General features: G+C 62.1%; 6 protein-coding genes. 2 read left to right on the top strand and 4 right to left on the bottom strand.

The features are described 5' to 3' along the window. The 4 genes from KA184_17375 to KA184_17390 all read right to left on the bottom strand — a co-directional run. A partial coding sequence (locus KA184_17375) for a hypothetical protein (GenBank protein MBP8131353.1) occupies positions 1-1,313 on the bottom strand: 1,313 nt, incomplete at its 3' end. Positions 1,314-1,394: 81 nt separating this feature from the next. After that, positions 1,395-2,771: a polysaccharide biosynthesis/export family protein gene (locus tag KA184_17380; protein MBP8131354.1), complete on the bottom strand. Its 1,377-nt coding sequence runs from the start codon at positions 2,769-2,771 to the stop codon at positions 1,395-1,397. Between the two features lie 111 nt (positions 2,772-2,882). Then, positions 2,883-3,995 (bottom strand): hypothetical protein, encoded by a 1,113-nt coding sequence (locus tag KA184_17385; GenBank protein MBP8131355.1) that lies wholly within the window; start codon positions 3,993-3,995, stop codon positions 2,883-2,885. A gap of 325 nt (positions 3,996-4,320) precedes the next feature. After that, positions 4,321-5,304 carry a GDP-mannose 4,6-dehydratase gene (locus KA184_17390; protein MBP8131356.1) on the bottom strand — a complete coding sequence of 328 codons (984 nt, stop codon included), beginning with the start codon at positions 5,302-5,304 and terminating at the stop codon, positions 4,321-4,323. A 232-nt stretch (positions 5,305-5,536) separates the two neighbouring features. Between KA184_17390 and KA184_17395 the strand changes: the two genes are divergently transcribed. Together KA184_17395 and KA184_17400 are read left to right on the top strand one after the other, a co-directional pair. Beyond that, positions 5,537-6,649, top strand: a complete 1,113-nt coding sequence (locus KA184_17395) for a hypothetical protein (protein ID MBP8131357.1) — start codon at positions 5,537-5,539, stop codon at positions 6,647-6,649. A gap of 69 nt (positions 6,650-6,718) precedes the next feature. Then, the coding region (locus KA184_17400) for a hypothetical protein (protein ID MBP8131358.1) at positions 6,719-6,933 on the top strand (215 nt) is incomplete at its 3' end.

Genomic DNA, 6,933 nt, shown 5'->3' on the forward strand with positions numbered 1-6,933 from the left:
TCGAAGAAGAACGCCAAGCCCAGCGCAATGACAAAACCGCCGATAATCGCCAGAATCAGGTTCATCAGCCGGTTCGGACGAATGGGGTTGGCCGGGAGCGTGGCCTTCGACACTTCACGAATGCTCGATATGTTCCTTTCGGCCAGTTCCTCGCTGATAATCGATTCCTCGTATTTCTGCGAATAGAGTTCATAGCTGGCGGCAAGAATGTCGACCTCGCGCTGTTTGGCGTCGAATTCCTTCTTGATCGCGTTCAGGTCGTTCAGCCGCGCACGGGTCGCCTCCTGTTTCATCGAGGTGGCCTGCTGAATGCTCTCGATGGCGGATTTCAGGTCGGCAATGGCCTCGGACACCTGCCCGTTCAGGCTCTGCACCTGCGGATGGCTGGCGCCCAGCGACTGCTTCACGCGATTGCGCTCAAGTATCAATTCGTACAAGCGCAACTGCATCTCGCGCACGACGGTCTGTTCCGTCTCGATGGCCAGCAACGACACGTACTTGGTATCGAGGTCCTGCCCCTCGAGCACACGCGCCAATTCCTCCAACTGTTTCAGAAGACGTGCGTTTTTCGTGTATTCCTCGTTGAGCAAATCAATCTCGGTTTCTATCTGGCCGACGTCCTGCTTCTGTCGGACCTCCAGCATCTCCTTTTCCGCCATATCCAGCGCTTCGCGGGTCTGCCGCCGTTTCTGCTCGAAGAAGCCGCTGCTCTCCGGCGTCCGGAACACCTCGATGTGGCGCGCGCGGAAGGCCGCAACCACGCTCTGCAGCACCTCCTGGGCAAGGCCGGACGCGCCAAGACGGCACCGGATTTCAAGCACGTAGGAATCGCGAACGGGTTCGACGATCAGCGCGTTGTCCAGCTGCTGCATGGCCAGTTCGATCTTGTCCGGCTTTTTCTTGATTTGCAGCACGTCGAGCAACGTCGCCACGAATGCCCGTGTCGCAAGAAACGGCGTGCGCAGCGGGCCGCTGCCATACGGGAACTCGGAGTTTTCGTCCAGTTTCATGTCGCGCACGACTTGCTCGAGCAAGTCGCGGCTGTGGACCAGCTCGATTTCGGAGTTCAGGTCCTCAACCGTCAACGAGATCATCGTCATGTCCTGGCCGGTCGAAGTCACGGTCGGGTCGGTCTGAGACACTTCACGGCCCCGGACCAGCCGCACCTTGGCCATAGACTCGAATGTCGGCGGCCACAGGTAGTTCCCCACGAAGACCACCGCGAAGATGAGGATGGGGAGAAACAGGATCAGCTTGATCCGTTTGAATACGACGGTCAGTACGTCGCGCACAAAGAATTGCCGTTGGTCCATGGCGTAGGTTCCTCTATGTTCCTTCCGGCGGCGTCGCGGCGACGCGCGGCGGCTCTCCTTCCTGGTTCCCGGGCCGGGCCCTTACGGATTCAGGATATCCGCAATTCCCGTTATGCCCGTGCTGAAGTTGATGTTCTTGCTCTTCGAATCCACTTCCTGTTCGTTGAGGTAGTACTGCGCGTTAATGCCCATGCTGTTGTCGAAGGGCACCATCTCCTCGATGTACTGCTCGACGAACAGATTCAGCCTCGAAATGGTCTTCTTCGGCACGTACACCGTGTCAAAGGGGCGCAAGAGAATATCGTTGTCCGTGTGGCCGCGCGTCAGAGCCACGCGAAGGTTGGTGTTAAAGACGTAGGGCTTCCCGTTGGGGTTGCGCCGCAGCACAATCACGTTGTTCAGCCGCGACGTGTCCTTCAAACCGTTGGCCATCAGGACGGCCTGCAGCGCGCTCGGCGCGCCCTCGAGCGGGTACACGCCCGGCTGGTTGACTTCGCCGCCCACGTAGATGCGGCCGCCTGTCGCCTTCAGCACGTCCGCGCTGATCTCGACGGGGTTGTGAATCAGGCCCTCGCACTGCTGCTGCAGCGTGTGCACCAGTTCATCCAAGCTGTAACCGGCGGCTTGCACGTCGCCCAGGCGCGCAACGGAAATCCTACCGTCGGGCCGCAGTTGAACGGCCCCGCTCATGCCGCTCAGGACGCTCGTGTCCACCGCGGGGAATATGATGAGGCTCGCAATCGGCCGGTTCTGCAACGCCTTGGCGGTTTCCGTCTCGATGAGTTCCGTCGCTTCACTAACCGTCAACCCCGCGATGCGCATGTCCTGTTCGACGCCCGGAAGACTGATTGCGCCATCCGGCCGGACGATCACGTCGCGGCTCATGTCCCCGTAGCGGTCCAGGTTCACGAAGTCGACATTGACCGTAACGCGAGGCTCTCCTTCAATGAGCCCCGACGCGGCGTAGACCTGCTTCAGCTCGTCGCGCAGTCCGAGGGGCGTAAGCCCACGCGCCTGCACGTCGCCGACTTCCGGCGCGGTGATCATCCCGTCCGGGCGCACGGTGCGCGTGACGTTCAACTGCCAGTTATCGAGGAAGGAAATGCCAATCACATCGCCCACCTCGAGCTTGTATTCGCCCGGCTCGACGGGCCGCGGCCCCAACCGCACTTCCATGCTGTCGCCGACCTCGATGCGGTAGTCCCAGGGCACTTCATTTGTCCGCATGCTGCGTATGGCGAAATCGAGATTGACCACGTCGCCGACCTGCAGATAATAGGGCTGGTCGAGCCCGCACATGGCGTCGATTTCCTCCGGTGTTACAGGCCGGTTTTCGCCCTTCTCGCCGACCATGATGATCCCGTCGCCGGCGCGCCCCGAAGTGGCGCACCCCGCTCCCAGGAGCATCAGTACGGCTAGAGCAAAGACCAAGCAGGCGCACTGATACTGTGATTTCATAAAGAACAGCCTCCGTGATGGGTCCGTCGCTGTCTTGCGAACCATGCGTCAATTCCATCCTTCCGCGTACAATCCCGGCCTCCCTTCGGCAGACCGGGCCAACTCAAGCGATCAAGGATTCCCCCGCGACTTCAGCGTCAGCGGCGAATCCATTTCTCCCGACGTGATCTCCAGGTTCTCCACATTCGCGGCGTCTATGGCCGGGTACGGCTGCTCCGGAACGGTCAGCGGCCTCCCTGGCAAACCCGGTTTCTCCCGCCGCGGCTGCGGGTCGCGCAGGCCGCGCATGCGCTGCGCCCGCGGGTCCGCGGGCATCAGGTCTTCGCGCGAACCGCGATACTGCCGCAATTGGGGCGCCTGGCCGCGCTCGACGATGCCCGGCCGCCCGCGCCGGTAGGCAGGCGCCTGACCGCCGGGCGCGCTGAGCGACCCGGCCGGCGTCTTCCCTCCTCGAACCGACGGCGCAGGCTCGTCCTCGCTGCCCGTCATAAGTCTGCGCGATGACGAGTCATCGTCCCACACCCAACGCATCTCCCCCGCGCCACCCTGAGCAATGGACTGGAGATTCCGCGACCCCGGCCCCCGGCTCCGCTCCAGATACTGCCCCTGAATCCGCCGTTGGCCCGCCTCACTGCGCAACACGGGAAGCGGGACAGCCGCTGGAAAGCGCTGGTCCTCGTTCAGCCATTGCAGGCCAACTTGGAGACCGTAAAAGAGCGCTTCCCGCTGGATGCCATAGGTGTCGGACAACATGCGCGCGATTTCCGCGTAAACGGCATCGATCGCGTCGTAGGCGTCGACTTCAAACACACGCGCGTAGTCCGGCGCGATGCCAAGCCCCTCGACCGTAATGCGGTAGCGCTGTCCCGGGTTCTTGACGTAGTTCGGGGGGGCAACCACAAGGACTTCGGAGCGCACGCGCGCCAGGTTCTCTTCCGCCTGGAACCGAATCACGGACTCTTCCTCGCCGGTGTCCGGATCGTAGAAGAGATGGGGCCCGCCAGGAGCGCGCTCATTCTTGCGCAGCTTGAAGGTGACGATGCCGTCTTCTTCTTCCACGATGAACATGTGCTTTTCATCGAGGAAATCGCCGTGATTCCGGACCAGGGAACGCAGGGTCTGTTCCTGGAACGGCGTACCCATACCCTCCGCATCGGGCAAGCCCAACTGAGGGCTTTGCGCGAGAACAGACGAGGCCAGCGACACAAGGCCGGCGATAAACACCGCCCCACATCGTGAAAAAGGCTTAAGCTGTGCATGCTTAGCCAACATATAATATTCGCCATCCCCGGAAACCGCAGAATTGACTGAGGTGCGTACCCCCAATTCTCTTCCGGTTTTCTTCATCATAGCCGATCCGGCCTGTGGGCGCAACCATGAAAACCGCACCCTGCCGCTTCACATATGTGCGCTACAAGCACTTAACTTCTCCGCCTCCACTATCTGCTGCCAATCCCATAGCACCCCTTTCCGGTCCGTTCCGCCGTCAAGACCCGATAAACTCTTGACAGCGGGTAAAGGATAGCATTCTCGACTACTGAAATCAACTTTAGCGAACGACACCGCCTGGCACTCCGCGCGACCGCAACCAGGCAATCGTTTCCTCCAATCCTTGTTCCAGAGACACCTTGGGCCGCCAGGAAAGGCGCTGGTGCGCTTTCCCGCAATCCACGCGAACCCAATAAATCTCACTTTTCTCCGGGCGCAGCCGCGCCGTATCATGTACAATCCGGTATTGCACTTGCATCAGACGGCCGATCAGGGCGGCCAAGTCCGCCATGCTGATAGACTGCTCCGACCCAAAATGAATCACTTCCCCTACCACGCCTTCGGCGCTCGCCATGCCGAGAAAGGCTTCGATGACATCTGTAACATACAGGAAAGGACGGATGGGCCTGAGGTCGCCAAGGCGCAGTTCGGACCCGCACATAAGTTGCTCGATGATGGTGGGCATGATCAGGTATCGCCCCATGCGCGGGCCAAAAATATTAAAAAGACGAATGATGGCGACGGGCAGGTCGTACGAGAGATGGTACGCTTGGGCCACCATATCCCCTGCGAGCTTGCCGGCCGTGTATGGGTTGCATGCCCTTAACGGGTGCTCTTCGGTGATTGGCCTGTCATCCAAGGCATTACCATAGACTCCCGCGGTCGAAGTGTGCACCAGCCTTCGGACACCAGCCACGCGGCACGCCTCACAGACATGCAAGGTGCCCAGCGCATTAACCGCGACCGTCTCCCCGGGATGCTGGTAGGAATAGGCAACGCTGGTGACAGCGCCGAGGTGAAAAACCGTATCGGCGCCCTCAATGAGGCGGCACACGGTGGACGCATCGCGCAGGTCGCCGCCCGTCCACTCCAGGCGCTCCCGCAGTTCTTGGGGGATATCCGCGAGATACCCCGGGCGCAGTTGCGGGTCGCCGTGCGCCATGGCGCGGATATGGGCCCCAAGGCGCAGGAGCCGTTCGGTAAGGTGGCTGCCGATGAATCCTCCGGCGCCCGTCACGGCCACCCGCCTGCCTGTCCAGTCCATGACCCCTCCTCACCGCACAGGAACCGTCGTTCTCCAACGCCGGTTCTCCTGCGGCGGCATCATCCTCCGGTTCGGAAGTCATTCTTTCACAATTCCCGTGGGCGCGCAAACCGCGGGCGGCACGGGCGCGAAGGACGCTAGCATGCCGGAAAGGGCGCGTTGTGCGCGGGAAATGGGCGTGATAGGATGAACCCAGTCACAAAGACGTGCTGTCACGCAGGAGGGTCGTTATATGCGTAAGTATGGAATATGCGGCGTTGCGGCGGTGCTCATGCTCGGCATGGCCGCGTGTGCAAGCCGGGGCGTCGAGCAGGCGCGTGAACTGTTGTCCACTTCCGCGTCGACGGCATGGTCCCTGCGCGCGGCTTCGAGCGAACCGGTTATCGATATGTCGCCCGCGCAGAAGACGCTGCGGCTCGCGGGCAGCGCCGGCACGGTCCTGGGCACAGGCGTGTCGGCCGTTGTCAACGACAAGCTTCGCCGCCAATTGCGGGACGCGCTGCAAGGCTATGACGCGGGGCTGGTTTTCGAGGAACGTCTGGTCTCGCGTCTCACCGACGCGCTGGGGCCCAACCGCGTCGCCCCCATGGGTTCGACCGCGGGCTTTCAGAGCCGCCAAGCAGCACAGGAGGCGCGGTGCCTGCAGCTCGCGGACGCCGGCCACACCGCGCTTCTGGACGTGAAGATGACGTTCGGGCTGTTCGGGCCTGCGGGAACGCTCGTCGCAGAGCTGGACGGCTCCCTCTATACGCTGCCCGAAGGCCACCTTCGCTGGTCCAGCACGATCACGGTCACGCCGGAACCCGTCCTTGCCGAAAGCCGGCTGGGAAACCCCAAGGGCGGGCTGCTGCCCGTCCTCGGCCAGAATCTGGTCTCCGTCGAGGACAATGCCCTTTCCCAGTGGACCGAGGACGGCGGGGTGCGCTACCGGCTCGCGCATGAGGCCGCCGTTGACGCCGCCGTTTCGGCGCTGCTTTGCGAACTGGGCTACGCCGAAGAGGCCATGGGCGAATATCAGTTAGGCATTCAAGCATTACACAAAGAAGCCTTTGATGAAGCCTCGGCCCATTTCCGGAGAGCGCTCCAATTGGACGCCGCCCTCGTGGATGCGCGCAATGCCGTATCGGTCACGGAAGCGCACGCGGGCCATCTCGACAACGCGATCGCGCTGGCGCGCGAAATCACTGAAACGGATCCCCACTATGGCCCGGCGCAGCACAACCTCGCCTGGTGGTACGCAATGGAGAAGGGCGACATCGCGGCGGCGCGGCCCTATTACGAAACGTCGCTGTCGCTGGGCATGCCCATCTCGGAGAAACTCGAGAAGACCCTCGGGGGAAAGTAGGAACCGTGTGCCGGGGAGCGCGGCCAGAATGCCTGTCTCTGCGGGCGCGCACGTAAGCGCATGCGCCCGATGGACAGATCACCTGGATACCCGTGCGCGCGCCGCGCCATCTTCCTTGCCGCCGCGGTCTGCGTTATCCTGATGACGTGGCATTCGCTCACGCGCACGCTCTATTTCTCGCCAGATTCGTTTGTCTACATGGATACGGCGCTGTCCTTGGCCGGGGGCCACGGTTTCTCCCGCGGCGTGCAGCAATGGCATGAACTGAAAACCGATGGCGGAGA

This window comes from Candidatus Hydrogenedentota bacterium, from assembly GCA_018005585.1.
In the GTDB taxonomy this organism is placed as follows: domain Bacteria; phylum Hydrogenedentota; class Hydrogenedentia; order Hydrogenedentales; family JAGMZX01; genus JAGMZX01.